Origin of the sequence: Mesorhizobium sp. M0139 (genome assembly GCF_040322455.1) — a bacterium.
Taxonomy (GTDB): domain Bacteria; phylum Pseudomonadota; class Alphaproteobacteria; order Rhizobiales; family Rhizobiaceae; genus Mesorhizobium.
This window is the reverse complement of the sequence record NZ_JAMYTN010000004.1, coordinates 91,148-109,838: the sequence shown is the minus strand read 5'-3', so window position 1 is coordinate 109,838 and position 18,691 is coordinate 91,148. Positions and strand designations below refer to the sequence as shown.

At 62.4% G+C, this 18,691-nt stretch carries 22 protein-coding genes; 10 read left to right on the top strand and 12 right to left on the bottom strand.

The features are described from left to right. The first annotated feature begins 264 nt into the window (after positions 1-264). Complete coding sequence (locus NKJ58_RS07895; RefSeq protein WP_352852921.1) at positions 265-1,638, top strand: class II 3-deoxy-7-phosphoheptulonate synthase; 1,374 nt, start codon at positions 265-267, stop codon at positions 1,636-1,638. A gap of 58 nt (positions 1,639-1,696) precedes the next feature. Here the strand turns inward: NKJ58_RS07895 and NKJ58_RS07890 are convergent, their stop codons facing one another. The 3 genes from NKJ58_RS07890 to NKJ58_RS07880 all read right to left on the bottom strand — a co-directional run bounded on the left by NKJ58_RS07890 (position 1,697) and on the right by NKJ58_RS07880 (position 4,001). Continuing rightward, positions 1,697-2,467, bottom strand: coding sequence for an RES family NAD+ phosphorylase (locus tag NKJ58_RS07890; RefSeq protein WP_352852920.1), 771 nt, complete (start codon positions 2,465-2,467; stop codon positions 1,697-1,699). Further along, positions 2,427-2,825 (bottom strand): MbcA/ParS/Xre antitoxin family protein, encoded by a 399-nt coding sequence (locus tag NKJ58_RS07885; protein WP_023681556.1) that lies wholly within the window; start codon positions 2,823-2,825, stop codon positions 2,427-2,429. Before NKJ58_RS07885 ends, NKJ58_RS07890 begins: the two co-directional genes overlap by 41 nt. 105 nt (positions 2,826-2,930) lie before the next feature. Beyond that, positions 2,931-4,001, bottom strand: coding sequence for a GGDEF domain-containing protein (locus NKJ58_RS07880; protein ID WP_023681555.1), 1,071 nt, complete (start codon positions 3,999-4,001; stop codon positions 2,931-2,933). A gap of 338 nt (positions 4,002-4,339) precedes the next feature. Here NKJ58_RS07880 and NKJ58_RS07875 point away from each other — a divergent pair, with 338 nt between their 5' ends. The 3 genes from NKJ58_RS07875 to NKJ58_RS07865 all read left to right on the top strand — a co-directional run bounded on the left by NKJ58_RS07875 (position 4,340) and on the right by NKJ58_RS07865 (position 5,825). Further along, entirely contained in the window at positions 4,340-4,759 is a 420-nt protein-coding gene (locus tag NKJ58_RS07875; protein WP_023667555.1) for a GFA family protein, read from the top strand. A gap of 75 nt (positions 4,760-4,834) precedes the next feature. Beyond that, positions 4,835-5,194 carry a diacylglycerol kinase gene (locus tag NKJ58_RS07870; protein ID WP_023681553.1) on the top strand — a complete coding sequence of 120 codons (360 nt, stop codon included), beginning with the start codon at positions 4,835-4,837 and terminating at the stop codon, positions 5,192-5,194. 43 nt (positions 5,195-5,237) lie between these two features. After that, complete coding sequence (locus NKJ58_RS07865; protein ID WP_023667553.1) at positions 5,238-5,825, top strand: hemerythrin domain-containing protein; 588 nt, start codon at positions 5,238-5,240, stop codon at positions 5,823-5,825. Between the two features lie 3 nt (positions 5,826-5,828). On the opposite strand, the gene NKJ58_RS07860 is transcribed toward NKJ58_RS07865, so the two are convergent. After that, positions 5,829-6,437 (bottom strand): DedA family protein, encoded by a 609-nt coding sequence (locus NKJ58_RS07860; protein ID WP_023688331.1) that lies wholly within the window; start codon positions 6,435-6,437, stop codon positions 5,829-5,831. Then, the gene (locus tag NKJ58_RS07855; RefSeq protein ID WP_023681550.1) at positions 6,434-6,997 is read right to left on the bottom strand and encodes a DUF1003 domain-containing protein; all 564 of its coding nucleotides are present in this window, start codon (positions 6,995-6,997) and stop codon (positions 6,434-6,436) included. The genes NKJ58_RS07860 and NKJ58_RS07855 overlap by 4 nt, the downstream gene beginning before the upstream one ends. Before the next feature lie 91 nt (positions 6,998-7,088). Between NKJ58_RS07855 and NKJ58_RS07850 the strand changes: the two genes are divergently transcribed. The 6 genes from NKJ58_RS07850 to NKJ58_RS07825 all read left to right on the top strand — a co-directional run bounded on the left by NKJ58_RS07850 (position 7,089) and on the right by NKJ58_RS07825 (position 14,138). Beyond that, complete coding sequence (locus NKJ58_RS07850) at positions 7,089-7,805, top strand: DNA-3-methyladenine glycosylase I (protein ID WP_352518646.1); 717 nt, start codon at positions 7,089-7,091, stop codon at positions 7,803-7,805. 62 nt (positions 7,806-7,867) lie between these two features. After that, positions 7,868-9,583: an NAD+ synthase gene (locus NKJ58_RS07845; protein WP_023725738.1), complete on the top strand. Its 1,716-nt coding sequence runs from the start codon at positions 7,868-7,870 to the stop codon at positions 9,581-9,583. A gap of 32 nt (positions 9,584-9,615) precedes the next feature. After that, complete coding sequence (locus NKJ58_RS07840) at positions 9,616-10,500, top strand: SPFH domain-containing protein (RefSeq protein ID WP_352839082.1); 885 nt, start codon at positions 9,616-9,618, stop codon at positions 10,498-10,500. Positions 10,501-10,513: 13 nt separating this feature from the next. Continuing rightward, positions 10,514-11,464, top strand: a complete 951-nt coding sequence (locus NKJ58_RS07835; protein ID WP_352811363.1) for a diacylglycerol kinase catalytic domain-containing protein — start codon at positions 10,514-10,516, stop codon at positions 11,462-11,464. A gap of 264 nt (positions 11,465-11,728) precedes the next feature. After that, positions 11,729-11,944, top strand: coding sequence for a GNAT family N-acetyltransferase (locus NKJ58_RS07830; protein ID WP_352811362.1), 216 nt, complete (start codon positions 11,729-11,731; stop codon positions 11,942-11,944). 388 nt (positions 11,945-12,332) lie between these two features. After that, positions 12,333-14,138 carry an ABC transporter ATP-binding protein gene (locus tag NKJ58_RS07825; RefSeq protein WP_352811361.1) on the top strand — a complete coding sequence of 602 codons (1,806 nt, stop codon included), beginning with the start codon at positions 12,333-12,335 and terminating at the stop codon, positions 14,136-14,138. A gap of 43 nt (positions 14,139-14,181) precedes the next feature. Here NKJ58_RS07825 and NKJ58_RS07820 read toward each other — a convergent pair whose 3' ends face one another. From NKJ58_RS07820 to NKJ58_RS07790, 7 genes are all read right to left on the bottom strand, one after another. Further along, the gene (locus tag NKJ58_RS07820; RefSeq protein ID WP_023695410.1) at positions 14,182-14,595 is read right to left on the bottom strand and encodes a GFA family protein; all 414 of its coding nucleotides are present in this window, start codon (positions 14,593-14,595) and stop codon (positions 14,182-14,184) included. 20 nt (positions 14,596-14,615) lie between these two features. Beyond that, entirely contained in the window at positions 14,616-15,080 is a 465-nt protein-coding gene (locus tag NKJ58_RS07815) for an SRPBCC family protein (RefSeq protein WP_023688339.1), read from the bottom strand. After that, entirely contained in the window at positions 15,077-15,397 is a 321-nt protein-coding gene (locus tag NKJ58_RS07810) for an ArsR/SmtB family transcription factor (RefSeq protein ID WP_352811358.1), read from the bottom strand. Before NKJ58_RS07810 ends, NKJ58_RS07815 begins: the two co-directional genes overlap by 4 nt. A 185-nt stretch (positions 15,398-15,582) precedes the next feature. Continuing rightward, positions 15,583-16,080 carry an NUDIX hydrolase gene (locus NKJ58_RS07805; protein WP_023667541.1) on the bottom strand — a complete coding sequence of 166 codons (498 nt, stop codon included), beginning with the start codon at positions 16,078-16,080 and terminating at the stop codon, positions 15,583-15,585. Positions 16,081-16,288: 208 nt separating this feature from the next. Continuing rightward, positions 16,289-16,789 (bottom strand): xanthine phosphoribosyltransferase, encoded by a 501-nt coding sequence (gpt, locus tag NKJ58_RS07800; RefSeq protein WP_023667540.1) that lies wholly within the window; start codon positions 16,787-16,789, stop codon positions 16,289-16,291. Between the two features lie 87 nt (positions 16,790-16,876). Beyond that, positions 16,877-17,710: a universal stress protein gene (locus tag NKJ58_RS07795; protein WP_352518643.1), complete on the bottom strand. Its 834-nt coding sequence runs from the start codon at positions 17,708-17,710 to the stop codon at positions 16,877-16,879. Positions 17,711-17,807: 97 nt separating this feature from the next. Then, a complete protein-coding gene (locus tag NKJ58_RS07790; RefSeq protein WP_023714237.1) occupies positions 17,808-18,548 on the bottom strand; it encodes a competence/damage-inducible protein A in 741 nt (246 codons plus the stop codon). Between the last annotated feature and the right edge of the window lie 143 nt (positions 18,549-18,691).

Genomic DNA, 18,691 nt, shown 5'->3' with positions numbered 1-18,691 from the left:
GGGACTCCATGGCGAATTGTTGCGCGGCGGACGATGACCGGCGCGACTAGATCGGTGAGGATCGATTCTGGCACCAAGCGATATTGCACAGCCGTCGCGAAGATAAGAAGCCAAAGTGGGTCGCGGCATGGCGCTCCCCATCATTCGCCAGCGCTTGAATTCCGGTCTAGAATAGGAAATCGGCTTCGTGTATGGAGCCGCGATTGCCATATGGGGCGGGAATGGCGGGCAAAAGCCTGCTGGAAAGAGCGTTTGGGTGCAGCGATGACGAAATGGTCGCCGAATTCTTGGAGAGCGAAGCCGATCAAGCAGGTTCCTGCCTATCCGGACCTTGCCTCCCTGAAGAGCACGGAAGCCCAGCTCGCCACCTTTCCGCCGCTGGTTTTTGCCGGTGAGGCGCGCAAGCTGAAGAAGCAGCTTGCGGCTGTCGCTGCGGGTGATGCATTCCTTCTCCAGGGCGGCGATTGCGCCGAGAGCTTCGCCGAGCATGGCGCGGACAACATCCGCGACTTCTTCCGTGTATTTTTGCAAATGTCAGTGGTGCTGACCTTTGCCGGCGCGCAGCCGGTGGTGAAGGTCGGCCGCGTTGCCGGCCAGTTCGCCAAGCCGCGCTCCTCCGACAATGAGACCAAGGGCGAGGTGACGCTGCCGAGCTATCGCGGCGACATCATCAACGGCATCGAGTTCGACCCGAAGTCGCGTATTCCCGACCCAGCCCGCCAGGAGATGGCCTACCGGCAATCGGCGGCGACGCTTAACCTGCTGCGTGCCTTCGCCCAGGGCGGCTATGCCAGCCTGGAGAACGTGCATCGCTGGATGCTCGGCTTCGTGTCCGACAGCCCGCAGGGCGAGAAGTATGGCATGCTCGCCAACCGTATCACCGAGACGATGGACTTCATGAAAGCCGTCGGCATCACCTCGGAGACCAATTACGCGCTGCGCGAGACCGACTTTTACACCAGTCACGAGGCGCTGCTGCTCGGCTATGAAGAGGCGCTGACCCGCGTCGATTCGACCTCCGGCGACTGGTACGCAACGTCGGGCCACATGATCTGGATCGGGGACCGTACCCGCCAGCCCGACCATGCGCATGTCGAATATTGCCGCGGTATCAAGAACCCGCTCGGCCTCAAATGCGGCCCGTCGCTGACGACTGACGGCCTGCTGGAGCTCATCGACCTGCTCAATCCGGAGAACGAGCCGGGCCGGCTGACGCTGATCGCCCGCTTCGGCTCCGACAAGGTCGCCGACCATTTGCCGAAGCTGGTGCGCGCGGTGCAGAAGGAAGGCCGCAGCGTGGTATGGTCGTCCGATCCGATGCACGGCAACACCATCGAGGCAGCCGGCTACAAGACGCGGCCGTTCGACCGCATCCTCAAGGAAGTGCAGACCTTCTTCGAGGTGCATCGCGCCGAAGGCACGCACCCCGGCGGCATTCATGTCGAGATGACCGGCAAGAACGTCACCGAATGCACCGGCGGCGCCCGCGCCATCACCGCCGAGGAGCTGCAGGACCGCTACCACACCCATTGCGACCCGCGCCTCAACGCCGACCAGGCGATCGAGCTGGCATTCCTGGTGTCGGACCTGTTGAAGAAGAGCCATCCGGTCCAGCACAAGCAGGTGGCTAACGGCTGAACCTGTTTTCAGATTGAAGTGGAAAAGCGCCGGAGAAATCCGGCGCTTTTTCGTGTGATCAACGCCCGCGTTCCCAGCGCAATCCGTTGAGCCGGGGATCATTGGCGAAGGCGGTTCTGGAAAACTCGATGCGCCTTTCCGGAAATTCGCAGATCGCCTGGACGCCGAGGGAGCCCAGCCGGATGCGCCATGTGTGCGGCTCCAGCGGCTTGGCCTTGGTAAAGCCGCGGCATGTCAGCAGCGCCACATTGACGCCCTTCGGGTCGCGCGCCGAACGGTAACGGATCGCCGCCAGCCCGACCTCGCGAGCGACATCGGCAATCGCCTGGCAGGCGGCGTAGTCGGTCGGATGCGTCCACTCAGCCTCATCGCGGTCGAGCGGCGGCCGCGTCAGGTCGACAGCTTTGTCGGTGCGGATCGCTGCAGCGAAAGCGGTGTATTCCGCGGCGTCATGCGGCCATGGCGTGTCGGGCGAATCGGCGAAGAACAACAAGCGGTAGAAGGTCATTTCGGCGACCGCCGCCATGATCGTCTCCGCGGCATAGTAGACACCCAGGGTGCGGCCAGCGCGGCGGAAGCGCGAGCCGTACGGATAGATCGACCCGTAGCGGAACGGCGTCGCCAGGAGGTAGTGGAGATGCCGGCACTCCATGGGGATTTGCGGCTTGGTTTCCTCGATCAGATCCTCAAGCAGCGCCTGTTCATCCAGCGTGTCGACGACTTTCAGCGTCGAGACCCTGTGCTGCGCCTCGACCATGCGCCAGTATTTGCCGTCGAGCCGGACGGCTTCAGACGAGAGCGCGTCGGGAGTCCAGATAGGCAATGACATCGACAAGCCCGGTAATGGTGAGGATCTTTTCAAGCGGGCTGCCATCGAAAGCCGTGTTGGCGTTCTTCAGCCATGCCCGGGCTATCGTCTCGTCACCGCCGACAATGGCATCGAGCGAACGGAACAGCCGCACGAACAGCACCGCGAGTTCGAACGGCTTGGTGCCGCGCTCCAGCAGGAATTCCTGCCTGCGCATGCGTGAAACCGTGGCTTCCGAGACGCCGATGATCGACGCAAGCACCCTGGCGGTTATATCCAAGAGTTCGGCGGCGCGCAGCGTGGCCTTGGTCAGAACCGCGTTTTCGGCCGCCTTCGCGGTCAGATCAGGGGCGGCAGCATTGGGTTGTGTAACAGACATGGCCTCTCTCTTTCCATGGAAAATATAGTCCACGGAAATTCATATGGAAAGAAGCGAGATCCGATAAATTTGCCTGTGCCCGGGAATTGGCTGCACGCCGAAGCGTCAGTCTTTCTTGTATAGCAGCCAGTTCTTGCCGGTGCGGCCGGCCATTGTCGAGTGCCGGGTGACGCGGTTGCGCCCGCCAACCTTGGAGCGGTAGAGCGCCCGGTCCGCCTTGGTGTAAAGATCCTCCGGGCTTTCCGCTTCGGAAGCCATGCAGATGCCCATGGAAACGGTCACTGTGCCGTAATTGGCGCCGGTCTGGCTGCTGGTGAACGGCGTCTGTTCGATCAGCACGCGGATGCGTTCGGCGATCTCGTAAGTGGTATCCTCGCTGGCGCCCTCGACGATCAGCGCGAATTCCTCGCCGCCGGTGCGGGCTACGAACATGTCTTCACGGATGCTGGTCTGGAAGATTTCAGCGACGATCTGGATGATCTTGTCGCCGACCGGGTGGCCGTAGCGATCGTTGACACCCTTGAAATGGTCGATGTCGGCAAGGATCAGGGCGTTGAACAGGATCCCCTTGTTGGAGGTGTAAATCGCCGTGATTTGCTTGTCGAAGGCGCGGCGGTTCCAGATATGGGTCAAGGGGTCGGTGTCGGCGAGCCGCTTGTACTCCTCAAGCTTCGACTTGACGCTCTCCAGTTCCGCCGTCTTGTCGCTCAGCGTGGTTGCAACCTGCTTGCCGTGGTCGAGGGTCGAGTTGGTGGCCGCCGCCATGGCGCTGGCGACCTTCTGCAGCAGATCCTGCGAAAGCAGGCTGCGGTTGGCGAGGCCGCTTGACGTCTCATCGAGGATCTTGCCGTATTTCTCGATATGGCTACGTTCGCTGCGCAGCAGCAAGGCGATGTCCTCGAGTTCCCTGGCCAGCACGTCGCGCGCCTGCTCGACAATGCCGGGACCGTGATGCTGGGCAAAGAAAGCGCGGCCGATGCGGTCGAGATCGTCCTGCGTCGGCTGGTTGCCCAGCGCGACGACGGCCAGGCCGAGTTCGCGATTGGTGCCTTTCAGTGCTTCGTAGAAGATTTCGTAATTGCGCGGCAGGCCAAGCACGCCGAGCTGACGCATGGTCGCCACAACGGCTGTTGCAATGTCGCTGTTTCGGTCGGTCTGGACGGCTGCCGGCTGCATGTTCTGTTCACTCTGCCTCTGGGAACCATCGCAGACCGTGCGAGATGCCGCCGACCGGAGAGTGCCAGCCGTATTTCGGATCATCCTGCGAAAGACACGTCCCCAATCGCGACATTCGCTTGGCAACGACCATAGATGCGCCGGCGCTAAAGTTTCCTTAATTTGCCGCCAGGTAACGCGTCCGTTCTACCGCAGGCTGCAGAAATGGTTTGCAAAGATCCTGAGGTCAGGTCCGAACACGCCCACCCCATGTCGCATTTGCCGGTGCCCGGCTGCGGCAAAACTGAAATCCTCTCGGCCAGCGGCGAAGCCGTGGACGATGGCTGGTGGAGGTAGGGATGAGCAACAACCACAGCGGATCTTGCCTGTGTGGAGCCGTGCGTTTCCAGACGCGAGGGCCGTTGCGCGGCGTCATTTATTGCCACTGTTCGCAGTGCCGCAAGCAGAGCGGGCATTTTTACGCCGCGACCAACGTCGCCGACGGCGACATCACGATAACCGGCGCCGACAACATCAGCTGGTACGAATCGTCTTCCTTTGCCAAGCGCGGCTTTTGCAAGATCTGCGGCTCGGTGCTGTTCTGGAAGCCGGGTCAGGATGCCTATGTCTCAGTTCTGGCCGGATCGTTCGACAACCCGACCGGGCTCGAAGGCCAATGCCACATCTTTGTCGGCGACAAGGGCGATTACTATACGATCGACGATGGACTGCCGCAGTTCGAGAAGTCGACGCCGACGATCAAGGTTGCGGAGGAGTGATTTTGCGGCGGCTGCCTTATTCCCTTGATCCAGCCATTGCGATATCCCCTGCCGGTGATTCGAAGGGGATGCGGCATGCAGCGGCTGATCGGTGCTTACTTCAATTCTGTGCGAGCCTTTCGCAAGCTCGCCGCCAGCGAAAGGGCATTTCAGCAGGAACTGATGCTGCTGGTGCTGGCGCTGCCGCTCGGCTGGTTCGTCTCGGTCTCGTGGCGCGGCTACGCGCTGTTGATCGGCGCGGTGCTGCTGCTCATCATGGTCGAAGTGCTGAACACCGGCATCGAGGCAGCCTGCGATGCCTTCAGTCGCGAGTTCAACGTCGACATCCAGCTCGCCAAGGACTGCGGCTCGCTGGCGGTGCTGATTTCGGTTATTATCGTCGCCGGCGTCTGGGGAATCGCCCTCATCGAGCGCATCACGGGACTACCGATCTGATCTGAACGCTCCCATATGTTAGTCACCAAAGGAGACTGACGTCGTGGAAGCCAATTTTCTGCTGCTTGAAAGAGCCGGCCTGCCGGAAGACCTGCGCTGGCTGGCGGAAAAATATCCGCGCGAGACATGGCAGGGCCACGCCAACATCCACGGCATGGCAAACATGTGGCTGCAGCGGCACGACATGTTCCGAGAGCTGGGCGGCATGCTCACCAACGGCATTGGCGACTATCGCGAAGGCAGGCTGACGGCGCCGGATTTCGCGCGCTGGTTCGCGCCGCGGCTGAACCACTTTCTCGGCAATCTCGACGGCCACCACAATGTCGAGGACTACCAATATTTCCCGGCTTTCGCCAAGGCGGAGCCGCGCCTGAAGCGCGGCTTCGAAATCCTCGATGCCGACCATCACACCATTCATGAGGGGCTGGAGCGCAACGCCGAGACGGCGAACGCCTTCATCCGCACGCTCGAGGAGAGCGAGGACAGGCAGCGCTTCGCCGCCGACGCCTATGCGGACGAGAACAGCCGGCTGATCGCCATGCTGAAGCGGCATCTGGCCGACGAGGAAGATCTCATCATCCCGCTGATCCTCGATCGCGGCGACCGGGCTCTGGTCGAGGACGACGACTGAACCTTACGATGTGGTTTCGCTGTCGCGGGCGTCCTTGGCGCGCTCCTTGCCGGCGACGGTGCGGGCGATGAGCCAGGCAAGGATGGCGACACCCAGACCTATGGCAAGCGCGATCAGCAGCCGTTCGTGATGGAGCAGTGCCTTGCCTATCATCTGCTCGGCGCCGAGGCCGAAGACGTAGCCGATGCCGCAGAACAAAGCCGCCCAGACCAGCGACGACACCGCGTTGAGGATAACGAAGCGCGCTACCGAAATGCTGGCGAAACCGGCCGCGATGCCGCCGACCAGGCGCAGGCCATAGATGTAGCGGTTGGACAGGACGAATATGTTGGGATGGGACGAGACGAGACGGTAGGCGTGGTTGAAGCCGGGCCTCGCCTTCAGTTTCAGCACCCTGGGATGGTCGGCAAAGCTGCGGCCGAGAATGAAGAAAAACGTGTCGCCGACGAAGGCGCCAATGGCGGCCGTGAGGAAAGCCTTCCAGAGGATGAAGACATGCTGATGGGCGAAGAAGCCGCCGAGGATGGCCGCACTTTCGCCTTCGGCGACACAGCCCAGGAAAACCGCGATCAACCCATATTGCTCGATGAGGTGATGGACGATCCCGGTCATTGAGAGGTTTGCCGGCCCGACAGTTTTTCGTCTATGCGGTTCACCTGTTCGGCCAGGCGCGCGATGTCCTCGCGCACGCAGATGATCTGGCTGTGGCGCAGTTCGTCCAGCTTTTCATGCAGAGCCATGATCTCGATCTCGGCCTTGAGGTTGACCTCATAGTCATGCGCGGCGTCGATGCGGTCGCGCGCGGCCTGGCGGTTCTGCGACATCATGATCACCGGCGCCTGCAAGGCGGCGATCATCGACAGCACCAGGTTGAGGAAGATGAAGGGGTAGGGGTCGAACGAGTCTCGCCCGAGCAGCCACCAATTGGCGCCGATCCACAGCACCAGGAAAGCAATGAAGGACAGGATGAACGTCCACGAGCCGCCGATGCGGGCAATGGCATCGGCGATCCGGTCGCCGGCGCCCTGAAGGCCGGTGAGGCTGTCGTTGATATCCTGCGAGATGGGCTTGCGATCGACAGTGCTCTGCAACACCCGCCGCTCGAGCTCGCTGAGGCCCTCCGGCGTTCGCTTCAGCCAGCGGTTGGCCAGTTCTGGCACGGTCTTGTGCATGGATGTCTCCATAGGAAAAGCGTCGGCTTGGCAGCCTCGTTTGCATATAGGAAGATGGCGTTTCGTCAAAAGCGCGGCGCGAGGATGCAGGATGCCCGATTTCGCGAAGATTCGCGCCCGTGCTGCAAAACGCAAAGGCGGCGACGCGGTGCTGACCTCGCTGCTCGGGCCGGCGCCTGACAATGCCGCCGTGGCTGACATTACGGACGATCGTATCCTCTCGACAATGGCCGAGCGGGTGTTTGCCGCCGGCTTCGTCTGGCGCGTTATTGAACAGAAATGGCCCGGGTTCGAGGACGCGTTTCTCCATTTCCAGCCGAAACGGCTGTTGTTTCAGCCTGATGACTTCTGGCACGACCTGACGGCTGATCAACGCATTGTGCGCAACCCGCAGAAGATCAAATCCGTCCGCGACAACGCCGCCTTCGTTGAGCGTGTGTCGAAGGAACATGGCGGTTTCGGCAAATTCCTCGCGGAGTGGCCTGACGACGACCAGGTCGGGCTGATGGCGTATCTCGGCAAGCATGGCAGCCGGCTTGGCGGCAACACCGGCCAGTATTTCCTGCGCTGGCTGCAATGGGACGCCTTCGTCATCTCGGCCGATATGGTCGCGGCTTTGCGTGACGCCGGCCTCGACATCGCCGAAAGTCCGACGTCGAAGAGGGATCTCGACAGGATTCAGGCGCAGATCAACAAATGGGCGCAGGAAACCGGCCTGCCGCGCCGGCACATTTCGCGCATTCTGGCGATGTCGATCGGAGAGAACCATTCGCCGCAATCGCTGCGCGAATATATGGGCGATGACTGATCACCGAATTGGTCCAAACGAACGCCATTGCCCGGGCAAATTTGCCGCGCTAAACCGCAGGCATGACCCAGAAGACCGCACCCGATATTCTGCGCATCGCCGTTGCCCAGCTCAACCCGACGGTCGGCGATGTCGCCGGCAACCTTGCCAAGGCGCGCGAGGCGAGGGCCGATGCCGCCCGCCAGGGCGCCGACATCGTGCTCTACACCGAGCTTTTCCTTGCCGGTTACCCGCCGGAGGACCTGGTGCTGAAGCCGGCCTTCCTCAAGGTTTGCGAGAAGGCCGCGCAAGACTTCGCCGGAGATACCGCCGATGGCGGGCCGGGCGTCATCATCGGCACGCCGCTGAAGCGCAAGAGCGGCACCCACAATTCGATCATCATCGCCGATGGCGGCAAGATCCTCGCCGAGCGCTACAAGCTCGATTTGCCAAACTATGGCGAGTTCGACGAGAAGCGCGTCTTTCAGGCCGGACCCGAGGCTCAGGGACCCGTCAACTTCCGCGGTGTGCGCATCGGAATTCCGATCTGCGAGGACATCTGGGGCGACGTCGGCATCTGTGAAACCCTGGCCGAAAGCGGCGCGGAAATCCTGCTGGTGCCGAACGGCTCGCCCTACTACCGCGCCAAGATGGACGTGCGCCATCAGGTCGTTATCCGCCAGGTCATCGAGACCGGTTTGCCGATGATCTATGCCAATCAGATCGGCGGCCAGGATGAGCTGATCTTCGACGGCGCCTCTTTTGCCATAGGCGCCGACAAGACGCTTGCCTTCCAGATGAGCCAGTTCGAGGAAACTGTCGACGTCACCACCTGGAAGCGCAACCGCGTCGCCGCAGGCGCGCAAAACGCAGAAGAGTTCGACGGCTGGGTCTGCTCGGAAGGGCCGATGTCGAAAATCCCCGAGCGCGAAGAGGCGGACTACCGCGCCTGCATGCTCGGCCTGCGCGACTACGTCAACAAGAACGGCTTCAAGAACGTCGTGCTGGGTCTCTCCGGCGGCATCGATTCGGCGATCTGCGCCGCATTGGCCGTCGATGCGCTCGGCGAGGAGCGGCTGCGGGCGGTGATGATGCCCTACCGCTATACCTCGGAGGATTCGCTGAAGGATGCCGAGGATTGCGCCCGTGCGCTTGGCTGCCGCTACGACATCGTGCCGATCTTCGAACCGGTCGAGGGTTTTCTGCATACGCTGACGCAGCTTTTCGAGGGCACCAAGGAAGGCATTACCGAGGAAAATTTGCAGAGCCGCGCGCGCGGCACGATCCTGATGGCGATCTCCAACAAGTTCGGCTCGATGGTCGTCACCACGGGCAACAAGAGCGAGATGTCGGTGGGCTACGCCACGCTTTATGGCGACATGAATGGCGGCTTCAACCCGATAAAAGACCTCTACAAGATGCAGGTCTATGCGCTGTCGCGCTGGCGCAACAGCCATGTGCCGCCGGGCGCGCTCGGTCCCTCAGGCGAGGTGATCCCCAGGAATATCATCGACAAGGCGCCGTCGGCGGAATTGCGCGAGAACCAGACCGACCAGGATTCGCTGCCGCCCTATCCGGTGCTGGACGACATTCTGGAATGCCTGGTCGAGAACGAAATGGGCGTCGACGACATCGTCGCGCGCGGCCACGACCGGGCGACGGTGACGCGCGTCGAACATTTGCTCTACATTGCCGAGTACAAACGCCGGCAAGCGGCGCCGGGTGTGAAGATCACCCGGAAGAATTTTGGCCGCGACCGCCGCTATCCCATCACCAACCGTTTCAGGGATCGCGGCTGAACTTCGTTTAATTAGAGAACCTTGGGGCTTTCATGTTTTTCAGCTATTTCAAGGGAACGCCTGAATATCACATCCTGCGCTTCAAGAACGGCAAGGTCCGTGAGCAGGGGCGCGGCATCTCCTTCTGGTACGGCACGTTCGGCACCACGATAGCGATCGTGCCGGTGACGTCGCTCGATAACCCCTTCATCTTCACCGAGACGACGGCGAATTTCCAGGATCTGGCAATCCAGGGGTCGGTCAGCTACCGCATCATCGATCCGCTCAAGGCAGCCGAAGGTTTTGATTTCAGCGCCAAGCTCAGCCGTTCCGACGTTGTTGGCGACGGCCGTGAGAAGATCGCCGAACGCCTGGTGCTGGCGATACAGAGCCGCGCCCGCGCGGTGGTTTCGAGCATGACGCTGGAGCAGGCGCTGGCCGAGGTGACCAAGCTCGGCGGCAATCTCGCCGAACTCCTGCGCAACGATCCGATTGCGGCAACCGCCGGCCTGTCGATCGAGGAGGTCCACATCACCGCGGTCCAGCCGACGCCGGAGATCCGCAAGGCGCTCCAGACCGAATATCGCGAGGCGCTGCAGCGCCAGGCCGATGCCGCGATCTATGGGCGCCGTGCCTGGGGCGTGGAGAAGGAGCGCGAGATCAAGCAGAGCGAACTGGCGACCGAAATCGAGCTTGCCGAACGCAACAAGCTGCTGGTCGACACCGAAGCGCGCAACAAGCTGACGCTTGCCGAGGCGCAAGCCAAGGCGCAGCAGCTCGAACTCACCGTCTATTCGTCGGCGCCCGCCCACGTGCTGACGGCGATGGCCTTCAAAGCCTGGGCGGAAAAGGGCGGTTCGGTCGGCAATCTGTCGATCACGCCTGATATGCTCACCAGCGCGCTCAGCCAGCTTTCCACGCCGAAAGCCGGGTCCTGAAAGGCAAGCTCGGGTGGCAAGCGACCAGAGCGGCAGGCCGATCGACCGGGTGATCGTCGTCACCCGCAAGACCGAGCTGGATGAGCTGACGACGCGCTTCAACACGCAGGGACAGGCGCGCTTTTATCTCCGGCAGGCCGGCATGAATTTCGACCCGGTCAAGGCAGCGCATGACGCCTATCACCAAGCGCTCGACCGGGTGATGGGTTCGCTTCCCCAAGGCCTCAAGCAGTTGCGGCTCGACCGAGAACTGGTCCCGCAGTTCGAATTCGGCTCCGACGCGGTGATCGCGCTCGGTCAGGACGGGCTGGTGTCCAACACCGCGAAGTACCTCCCGTACCAGCCGCTGATCGGCATCAACCCGAACCCGGCGCTTTTCGACGGCGTGTTGCTGCCGTGGAATGCCGACGATACCGAAAAGGTCCTCGGCCTGACGATCGCCGGCAAGGCGAAGCGCCAGGCGGTGGTGATGGCCGAAGCGCGCTCCAATGACGGACGCCGGCTAATCGCCTTCAACGATCTGTTCGTTGGCGCCTCGACGCATATCTCGGCGCGCTACGAATTGACCTATGGCGGCAGGACCGAGCGCCAGTCGTCGAGCGGCATTATCATCTCCACGGGCGCCGGCTCTACCGGCTGGCTGCGCTCCGTGATGGCGGGCGCCGCGGGACTGGCCGCGGCCTATGGTGACAACTCCGTGCCGACCGTGCCGCCGCAAGGCTATGACCGCGAAGGCGAACAGCTGTTCTTTTCGGTGCGCGAACCGTTTCCGAGCAACACGACCGGCGTGTCGCTTGTGCATGGCGTCATCACCCGCGACCGGCCGCTGGTGGTTTCTTCGCGGCAGAGCAGGGGCGGCGTCATCTTCAGCGACGGGATGGAGCTCGATTTCGTCGAGTTCAATTCCGGCACCGACGTGACCATCGCGATCGCCGACCAGAAGGCCTATCTCGTGGTGCCATAAGCGCGCCACGTGGGCAGCCAAATCACCGGCCGGACTGAATTCGGCCGCCCTCCATTCTTTGCGAGGCACCATGCCCGACTGTGAGATCAGCTTCGACATGTCACGGATCGATTTCCGGGCGACCTCCGACCTGTTGATGGCAAGTTATTGGGGCGCCGGCCGCAGCGATGAGTTTCATCGCCGCGCCTTTGCCAACTCGTTCTGCACCGCGGCCTATCTCGACGGGAACCAAGTCGTTTTGGCCGGGCCATCACCGACCGTACGGTGTTTGCCTATCTCGCCGACATCATCATCTGGCCGCAGCATCGCAGCCAAGGCATTGGCTTGCAACTGGTGCAGGCGCTCATCGACCACCCTGAACTCAGCACGGTCTCGCACTGGAGCCTGTCGACCAGTGACGCGCATGGCCTTTATGAGAAGCTGGGCTTCAAGGCATCGACCGACGGCCGCTACATGCGCCTCGATCGCAACCCGGAATGAGGCATAGCGAGGGGGTTGACCGGCTGTTGTTGCAAAATAACCTCACTGGTTGGACCAGTTACGCTTTGCCACGTGCCCGGCCTTGGCGATCCTTCATGGCGTCTCTATAAGGACCGCTCCGCAAGTGTCGTGCGGGAGGTCCGAATGGCAGTATTTCACATGGTAATGCGAGGCCGCGAAGCCTAGGTCTCACCTGGCGTCCGGCGAAGGTTTGTCCTTCGCGCCGATGCCGGGTCGAGTACAGGCTTCTGCCGATGCCGGTCGCCACCCGACGAATCGGGCGCGCCGCCACCTATGCCGAACCTCCGCAGCCCCGGGCGAATTGCCCAGCGCGGTTTTCAATTTCAGACCTTACCGGGACCGGGCAGATTTGCGCCCGGATGACAACATGGCTCGTTTCCGAATCGATCTGCGTGCAAGCGCCTTTCGCAGCGTTCTTGGCTTCACGCTCAGCCACTGGCGGCGCCAGCCGTGGCGGCTTTCGCTGATCATGGGCAGCTTCCTGCTGTCGACCCTGGCCGACGTCTTGACGCCGCTCTATTCCGGCCGGCTGGTCGACGCCGTCGCCAGCAGTGCGTTGGCTGACGATGTCGCGTGGAACGCGGCAATGGCGGCGTTCTTCGCGCTCATCGCTTTGGCGCTGACCGGCGTGGTGCTGCGCAACCTCGCCTTCATGGGCATTGTCGAGCTGACGCTGAAGATAATGGCCGACATCGCCGCCGACGCGTTCTATCGCGTGCAGCGCTTCTCAACCGACTGGCACGCCAATAGCTTTGCCGGATCGACGGTGCGCAAGGTTACGCGCGGCATGTGGGCTCTCGACGTGCTCAACGACACCATCCTGATTGCGTTGCTGCCGTCGGTCGCCATGCTGGTCGGCTCGACGTTGCTGCTCGGCTGGTTCTGGCCGCTGATGGGGCTGGTCGTGGCAGTCGGCTCGCTGCTGTTCATCACCGTGACGGCGCTGCTGTCGCTCGGCTATGTCGCGCCCGCGGCACGGCTCGCCAACAGCTGGGATACGCGGCTTGGCGGCTCGCTTGCCGATGCCGTGAGCTGCAATGCCGTGGTCAAGGGTTTCGGCGCCGAGACGCGCGAGGAAACGCGGCTTGCCAAGGTCGTCGCCAAATGGCGCGCGCGGACCAGCCGCACCTGGGCGCGCGGCACCATCAACGGCACGACGCAAGGCGCCATGCTGCTGGTGCTGCGGACGGCAGTAATCGGCCTGTCGCTGATGCTGTGGGCCTGGGGCCAGGCAAGTGCGGGCGATGTCGCCTTCGTGCTGACCTCGTTCTTCGTGCTGCAGGGCTACCTCAGGGACATCGGCACGCATATCCGCAATTTGCAGCGTTCGGTCAACGACATGGAGGAACTGGTCGATTTCCAGTCGCAACCGCTCGGCGTCGAGGACCGGCCCGGCGCCAAGCCGATCCGGATCACGCATGGCCACATCGCCTTCGATAACGTCACCTTCCACTATGGTAGCCATCGCTTGCCGCTCTACCGCGACTTTTCGGTGGAGATAGCGGCGGGCGAGCGGGTCGGACTGGTCGGCCATTCCGGCTCGGGCAAGACGACCTTCGTGAAGCTGATCCAGCGTCTCTATGATGTCAGCGGCGGCAGGATCCTGATCGATGGCCAAGACATCTCCCAGGTTGCACAGGCGTCGCTGCGCGCGCAGATTGCCATCGTCCAGCAGGAGCCCATCCTGTTCCACCGCTCGCTGGCGGAAAACATCGCCTATGCCCGTCCGGACGCCACGCAGGCCGAGATCGAGCATGCCGCCAAGCTCGCCAGCGCGCACGACTTCATCACCGGCCTGCCGAAGGGCTACGGCACGCTGGTCGGTGAACGCGGCGTGAAACTGTCGGGCGGCGAGCGCCAGCGGGTGGCGATCGCGCGCGCCTTCCTGGCGGATGCGCGCATCCTGATCCTGGACGAGGCGACATCGAGCCTCGATTCGGAATCGGAAGTGCTGATCCAGCAGGCGATGGAGCGGCTGATGGTTGGCCGCACGACGCTGGTCATCGCGCACCGTCTGTCGACGGTGCGGGCGCTGGACAGGCTGCTCGTGTTCGACCGTGGCAAGATCGTCGAGGAAGGCTCGCATGACGAGCTGATCCGGCTGAAGGGCGGCATCTACCGCCGCCTGTTCGAGCGGCAGGCGCTGGAACTGACCAAGGGCCTGGTGATCTGAGCTGAACGCAGAGCCCTATCCGAGGGATAGGGCTCTGCCTGGTTCATCCAGGCATTCGCTCGAATGGCTGAAGCGCTGGGTCGATCGTGTCCCAGGCGTGGCCGCGCACGGTGTAGGTGACCGCCTGCGGGTCGAACTGGCCGGGATCATCGAGGCTCGTGGCCTGGATAGCCGTCACCTCCGGCATGGCGACGAACGTTACGTAGACCGGCGTGCCGCAGGTCGGGCAAAAGGCCTGGGCTTTTTCATTGCCGCTGTCGGCGATCATCCGCCACGTGCTCGGCTCGCCGGTGATCTTTACGTCAGCGCGCCGGCCGAAGGTCACATAGGAACAATGGCCAGTACCGCTGCGCTTTTGGCAATCGAGGCATTGGCAGTGGTTCTGAAAGATCGGCTCGCCGCTGGCCTCATAGCGGATCGCGCCGCAGGCGCAGCCGCCGGTAAAGTGCCTGGTCATCATCGTTCTCCGCGGTTGCTTCAGGCCGATTTCGGCTTGGCGAACAGGTCGATGCCTGTGCCGGTTTCGAGGAAGGATTTCATGCTGGACAGCACGGCCGGCCAACCTTGGCTGATGCCCTTGGCCATGCCGCTGCCGGCTTCGAGCTCGTCATGGCTGACGGTCAGCTTGACCATGGTGTCGTATTCCTCGATGGCGAACGTCACCTGGCTGTGCTTGGTCGGATCGTCGGCCTGCGAGGCGTTGGCCCAGCTCATGACCAGCCGGGTTGGCGGCGAGATTTCGACGACCTTGCCAACGAGTTCGACGGTCCGTTCGTCATTGGCGCGGATGTGTTCCCATTTCGAGCCGGGCTTCCAGTCGGAGACGTTTTCGTGGCCCCAGTAGCGCTTGGCGATATCGGGCCTGGTGATGGCTTCGAACACCTTTTGTGGCGTCGATCTGATGTAGGTCACGTAGACAAAACTGGTGGTTTCCCGGGTCATTGGTCGTCTCCTTCGAGTTCTTGTTTCAGGTCGTGCAGCAGGTTCAGCCGCTGCCGTTCGAATTTGCGCACCCACCGCTCGTAGACTTCGTGCAGCGGCACGGGGTTGATGAAATGCAGCTTCTCTCGGCCACGCTTGACCGTGCTGATCAGATTGGCCGCCTCCAGAAGATCGATGTGCTGGGTCGCGGATTGCCTTGCCATGTCGAGGTTTTGGCAAAGCTCGCCGAGCGTCTGGCCGTTCTTCTCACACAGAAGATCGAGCAGCCTTCTGCGGGTCGGGTCGCCCAGCGCTTTGAAAACCTTGTCGGCGTCCATCGGTCTCACTCATCTTGAAGACACAATATGCAGGTAAATACCTGCATGTCAAGCTGTGGCTAAGCTTGGCCTGAAGGGGAGGGATTTATAGTGTCGGATTGCTGGCGCGCGGAGCGAAGCACCGAGCCCGGAATCGGGGCAAGAACCGGTGCGGGCGCGCAGGACTATGCAGCGGTGGCTGTGAGCTAGGCTCTAACGACGAACTTGTCGGGATCGGCGCAGAAATGGGCGATGATCTGGCAGAGGTCCGGCTCGTTGACCATGCGTACGGCCTCGGCCCCATTGACCCATTTGCGGGTGCGCGCGCGCTTTTCCTTCCAGCGGTCGGCAACGTGCTCGACCTGCAGCGGAAACACCAGCACTTCGCAAGGGACTTCCTCGCCGGACGCGAGGGCCTTGGCGTAGAAGTAACGACCGGCCTCGAAAAGCGAAATCTTGCCACGCAATCCGGCTTCCTCGCCCGCCTCGCGCGCCGCTGCCTCGCAGAGCGGCTCCCTGGCCTCGGGCCAGCCCTTCGGCAGCACCCAACGCCCGGTGTCTCGGCTGGTGATCAGCATGATCTCGACGCCGTCTTCGTTATTGCGCCATGGCAAAGCGGCAACCTGCAGGCGACAAGGCGAAGTGCCGAAGAGCTTGCGGACCCTTTCAGCCAGATGGTCGTGTGTCGCCGGTGTCGTCAGCATCAGTGAAAGCTACCCCAGCCCTCAGAATCGTTAGCCGCCGTATGAATCTTACCGACAAGTGTAAGTCTTAAAAGTAAAAAACATCACACCGACCCGTCAAACTCCGCCAACAGCTGTCGATTCGACAGAATATTGTCCCTTCCAGTGCCTGTTTTCATAGCAGACGGGCGGGTTTGGCCGTCTGGGCAGAAATGGGGGCTGGCGCGAATCAGCCTGCGTGATCGTCGGCGATCGGCTTCTGGTAGGTAAAACCCATGTCCCAGGGAAAGTAGATCCAGGTGTCCTGACTGACTTCGGTGATAAAGGTGTCGACCAGCGGCCTGCCTTTCGGCTTGGCGTAGACGGTGGCGAAATGCGCCTTGGGCATCATGGCGCGCACGATGCCTGCCGTCTTGCCGGTGTCGGTGAGGTCGTCGATGATCAGCACGCCCGCGCCATCATCGGCGAGCAGCGCCGGGGTGATCTCCTTCAGCACCTGCAACTGCCCTTGGCTGGTGTAGTCGTGATAAGAGGCGACGCAGACCGTCTCGATGACGCGTATTCCGAGTTCGCGCGAGATGATGGCGGCGGGAACCAGGCCGCCACGGGTGATGCAGACGATGGCCTTCCACTGTCCCTTGTTGGCGCCGGCAAGCCGCCAGGCGAGCGCCCGGGCATCGCGGTGGAACTGGTCCCAGGAGACCGGAAAGGCTTTTTCGGGAAGGGACATTCTGCACTCCGCGCGCACCATTGTGGAATGCGCGCGGAATTAACTGGAAAGTCAGGGCATTGGCAAGGGCGGGGCCAGTCTGTGGAGTTACCGCGACAAAAAGGCCGCAACCGGCACGCTGCGCAACACGGTGCGCGTGACGCCGCCGAACAAAAGCTGACGCAGCCAGGAATGGCTGTAGGCGCCGAGCACCAGAAGGTCGGCTCCGGTCTCGGCGATCCGGGTCTGGATGACGTCATCGACCGAAGCATTACCCGATTTCTGCACCGACACGCTGACCGTTGCGCCATGCCTGGAGAGTGCCGCGGCGATCTCGGCGCCGGCGGCTTCCGGGTTGTCATCCAGCGTATCCGGCGGATCGATGACCAGAATGTCGGTCTTTTCGGCCTCGATGATGAAGGGCAGCGCGTCGAAGGCGGCACGCGCCGCCTCCTTGCTGCCGTTCCAGGCCAGCAGCACATGTTTGAATGTGGTGACCAACGGCCCCTCATGCGGCACCACCAGCACTGGCCGGCCGGCATCGTAAACCAGCGTGTCGACATCGGCGCTCGTGTCGCCCCCGGTCTCGCGCTGCGCGGCAATAATCAGATCGGCGGCGCGCACGCTGGAAATACCCGTCAGCGCGCTGTCGCCGGAAAAGCTCTCGAGGCTGCGCCATTCGAAGGAAAGGCCGGAATTCTCGATCCGCCGAACGAAAAGCGTCTGCAATTTCTCGGCGCGCTCGCGGTTCATGTCGGCGGAGACCTGCAGGAACTCAGTGTCGGGGAAGCCGGTTGCCGAGGTGTAGGGAACGGGCAGCGCTTCGGCATGGATGCCGATCAGATGGCTCTCGAACCGATCGGCAAGCGGGATGGCGCAGTCGAGCACGCGTTCGGCGTCCTGTTCGTTCTGCAATATGGCGACGATGGTCTTGAAGCGCATGCGAAATCCCTCAAATCTGCCGCGCGTGCTCCGCGCGAGGGAAAACGTGGGAGTGCGGTGCTTGGTTCCGGCCCGGCGATGGGCCGCGAACCCAGGGTCAATTGGCGGCGGTGAAGCCGGCCACCATCGCCTCGACGTCCCTGCGTGCCGAATCCAGCGCCTTCTGGCTGCGGGCGCGGACGACCAGCTCCGTCCAGAACTTGCCGTCGCCATATTTCGGATACGAGCCGATGATGGCGTCGGGATGCGCCTTCTGGATATCGCCCAAGGGACCACCGATCAGGCCTTCGCCGAACGGGCAATGGACGGTGGCCGACAGCATCTTGGTGCCGGCCTTCAGCGTCGGCACGACATTGTCGAGCATGGCCTGGAAAATCGCCGGCACGCCGGCCATGACATGGACGTTGCCGATGCGAAAGCCGGGCGCGACGGAGACCGGATTGTCGATATGGTCGGCGCCGCGCGGCATGCGCGCCATGCGCTTGCGGGCCTCGGTGTATTCGATGCCGCGCGCGGCATAGCTCTCGCCCAGCATGGCATAGGCCTTGGCGTCGTATTCGCACGGCACCCCAAAAGCCTTGGAAATCGAATCGGCGGTGATGTCGTCATGCGTTGGGCCAATGCCGCCGGTGGTGAAGACATAGGTGTAGCGGGCGCGCACGGCATTCACCGCAGCGACAATCTCGTCCTCCTCGTCGGGAACGATCCGCACTTCCTTCAGGTCGATGCCGATGGCCGTCATGACGTCGGCGAGGTGGCCGATATTTTTATCCTTGGTGCGGCCGGACAGAATCTCGTCGCCGATGACAAGCATGGCGGCAGTGACGATTTCAGGCATGGAAGGCTCCGGCAAACAGGCCCGTTGGCAGACAAGGTCGCCTGAGGCAGAAAGAAGGTCGCCTGAGATAGCGCGACATCGAACTGGCGGCAATGCCGACACAAGCCGCCATCTGCCTTGCCGAGCGTTCGTCAGTGGGTGAT